Genomic DNA, 2,704 nt, shown 5'->3' on the forward strand with positions numbered 1-2,704 from the left:
AAGTTGGCTATCAAGCTGCCTAAAATTTATACTTGATCATTTGTCTATTAGGCAGTCTAATAGACAACAACTTTTGACAGAGTTAGGCATAGATTTACAGCATGAAAAGCCTTACAGTTCTTGAGCTTTCTAAGCTTTACAATATCAATAGACAAACGATTTACAACAACATAAAGAAAGGAATTTTAAGTAAAAATTCTGATAATAAAATTGATCTGGCTGAAGCTATCCGTGTTTTTGGCGAACCTTCAAAAAAACTAGATGTAAAAGAGTCTGTAAAAATAGACAGTCCAAATTCGGCAGAAGTTTTACTACTTAGGCAACAGATAGACATGCTGAAAAATCAGCTTGATGATGCAAAAGAGCGTGAATCCTTTTATCAAAATCAAATTGAGACGATGCAACGTCTACTGGAAGCACCCAAACCAAAGATTCAAGACCCTAGTGAACTCGAACTCCCTCAATCAGCTCCCATTGTAGAAATGAAGGAAGATGTAATAGTCGTTCCACCTAAAGATGACGGATTGACTACTCCAGAGAACAAACATATCCCTGTCCCAGAACACGTTGAGCCTGAACCTAAAAAAAGGGGTTTCCTGAGCCGTTTTTTCCTTCCTTATGGTTAGCCAGGACTCCAGTTTTTTGATGAGCCAATTTCAGTGCAAGCACATGAAATAATGACTCATCAAAAAACTGGATGAGGTTTATTAAAACTGAATAAACTTGTGGAACATTGCTTAGTTATTGAGCGTGGAACACGAAAAATCACTGAAAAAGCCTAAGAGTGGTCTCTTAGGCTTTTTTGTACAGAATAATACATTGATTATATTAAGGTTTTATTAATGATTTCGTATAACGTGTATTATGTTAATTTTAGGAAATCTTAAGTTTAAATAACTTCAAAAAACTGGTGTTGAATTCCTAATTTTCACATCTTATTTTCAATAAAAATAATTGTATAACAAAATTTATTAATTGGGCTTAAATTTACTGTACCATATGCTTTGTTCCTGTGTTTTTTATAATATTACCAATGATCTATCTATATAATAGGATATTAAGTCATCATCCTATACAAAATAAAAGACTAAGCTTAGCTAATAGAAAGATGGGGTTTACTTTAATTGAATTAATGATTGTAGTTGTCATTATTGCGATTTTGGCTATGATCGCCCTCCCTTCATATAATAACTATATTAAGAGAGCTCATATTAAAGCTGCACAATCAGATTTAGTTACATTAGGATTAGTATTAGAAGGAAGTTATCAGCGAAAACTAGAATATCCAGCTATTATGGCAACGAATACTAATGCAGTAAAAATTGCACTGCCAACTTGGCAACCCACAGAGAATATTTTTACTTATACGGTTACTTCTACTACCTCAGGCTATACCATTACTGCGACAAAAGACACTTGCAGAATGACGATGACAAATACGACTCAAGCCACGCCTTGTGACAGTTATTAATTGGATAAAACCTATGAGTAAACAACTCGGTTTTACCTTAATCGAAACTATGATTATTGTCACTATTGTCGGCATTCTAGCTGGATTGGGGTCGGCCTTTACAGTGAATTGGGTAAGACAGGCAGAGTTAAATACAGCAACAGCATCATTAGAAAGTGCAATTAATCTCGCAAGGTCTGCTGCAATTCGTAATGAAACTGGTGTCGTGAAAGATAAGACTGCAGGACATTTGTGTTTTAGTAATCATACTTTAACCGTACATATTGGCGGTGATACATCTGGAGCTGAAAGCACATGTAGTACCACTTCTTCATATAATTTTAAAATTTCCTCAAATATTACAATAAAAGCAGCAAGTGAAACAGATAATTTTAAATGTATTGCCTTTAACAATAGCGGCCAGGTTGTGACTGCAGCAGGATGTACAATGAATTCCCCATTAACTCTTGTCAATGCTGGGGGAAGTGAAACTTATGCCTTTAAATAAAAAGTATCAACAAGGCTTTAGCTTACTTGAAGCGTTAGTGGCAATGGTATTAACCAGCATTATTGCATTAGGTGGGGCATTAAGTATGGGTAAAATTATGCAAGTACAACGTCAATCAAATTTACAGCAGATTGCCATGAATGAATTGCGTAATTTACTACAACAAGATGGGAAAAAACTATGCGAAACATCGCCACCAGCAGCGCCACAGATTAGAATTAATGGAAAAGATTTTACTGTTAATGTGACTTGTACCTCCTCTACAATTAAGGTCGGTACAACAGATACCCAAATTATTTCCCCTGTTTTATCTGTAAAAGGAGAGGATGCCAATCAGCTTTTTGGCGGAGAAATTAAAGTAGGTAATACGCTGAAAGTAGGCAATACACCATGAAAAATCAGCAAGGTTTTACTCTGGTCAGCCTTTTAGTGGGATTGGCGATTTCAATGCTTTGTTTGATGGCACTGCTCGCTCTATTTCGTACAGTCATTCATACCAGTGTCGATGCACGTAAAAGTTCCATACTCGACACAAAGCTCCAAAACAGTCTAACTACGATTCAGGTACTGACACAAAATGCAGGTTTCGGTTATCCAGCATCTTCGATTCCCAATATTGTAGAAGTTGCGAGCATTGCAAATGTAACCACTAACAAAGCAATCTTATGGCGTTTGGATGACGATATTAAGACTACAACAGCATCTATTTGTCAGGGCATTACTTATACTGAAAATGCCTTAATTTT

At 35.8% G+C, this 2,704-nt stretch carries 5 protein-coding genes; all 5 read left to right on the forward strand.

Going from position 1 to position 2,704, the window contains the following annotated elements; translation table 11 throughout:
- Positions 1-101 precede the first annotated feature (101 nt).
- Positions 102-626, forward strand: a complete 525-nt coding sequence (locus tag N518_RS0115045) for a plasmid replication DNA-binding protein (RefSeq protein WP_004282096.1) — start codon at positions 102-104, stop codon at positions 624-626.
- Between the two features lie 482 nt (positions 627-1,108).
- Positions 1,109-1,471 (forward strand): type IV pilin protein, encoded by a 363-nt coding sequence (locus tag N518_RS17430; protein ID WP_005099801.1) that lies wholly within the window; start codon positions 1,109-1,111, stop codon positions 1,469-1,471.
- Positions 1,472-1,484: 13 nt separating this feature from the next.
- On the forward strand, positions 1,485-1,958 hold the full coding sequence (locus tag N518_RS16515) for a pilus assembly FimT family protein (protein ID WP_005099800.1): 474 nt from the start codon (positions 1,485-1,487) through the stop codon (positions 1,956-1,958).
- Complete coding sequence (locus N518_RS0115060; protein WP_005099799.1) at positions 1,945-2,352, forward strand: prepilin-type N-terminal cleavage/methylation domain-containing protein; 408 nt, start codon at positions 1,945-1,947, stop codon at positions 2,350-2,352. The genes N518_RS16515 and N518_RS0115060 overlap by 14 nt, the downstream gene beginning before the upstream one ends.
- The coding region (locus tag N518_RS0115065) for a prepilin-type N-terminal cleavage/methylation domain-containing protein (RefSeq protein WP_026444476.1) at positions 2,349-2,704 on the forward strand (356 nt) is incomplete at its 3' end. The genes N518_RS0115060 and N518_RS0115065, both read left to right, overlap by 4 nt.

This window comes from Acinetobacter sp. UNC436CL71CviS28 (genome assembly GCF_000620525.1).
Classification (GTDB): Bacteria; Pseudomonadota; Gammaproteobacteria; order Pseudomonadales; family Moraxellaceae; genus Acinetobacter; species Acinetobacter radioresistens.

Coding starts and splice junctions, on each gene's coding strand:
- N518_RS0115045 (WP_004282096.1), top strand. CDS start 102: ATGAAAAGCCTTACAGTTCTTGAGCTTTCTAAGCTTTACAATATCAAT.
- N518_RS17430 (WP_005099801.1), top strand. CDS start 1,109: ATGGGGTTTACTTTAATTGAATTAATGATTGTAGTTGTCATTATTGCG.
- N518_RS16515 (WP_005099800.1), top strand. CDS start 1,485: ATGAGTAAACAACTCGGTTTTACCTTAATCGAAACTATGATTATTGTC.
- N518_RS0115060 (WP_005099799.1), top strand. CDS start 1,945: ATGCCTTTAAATAAAAAGTATCAACAAGGCTTTAGCTTACTTGAAGCG.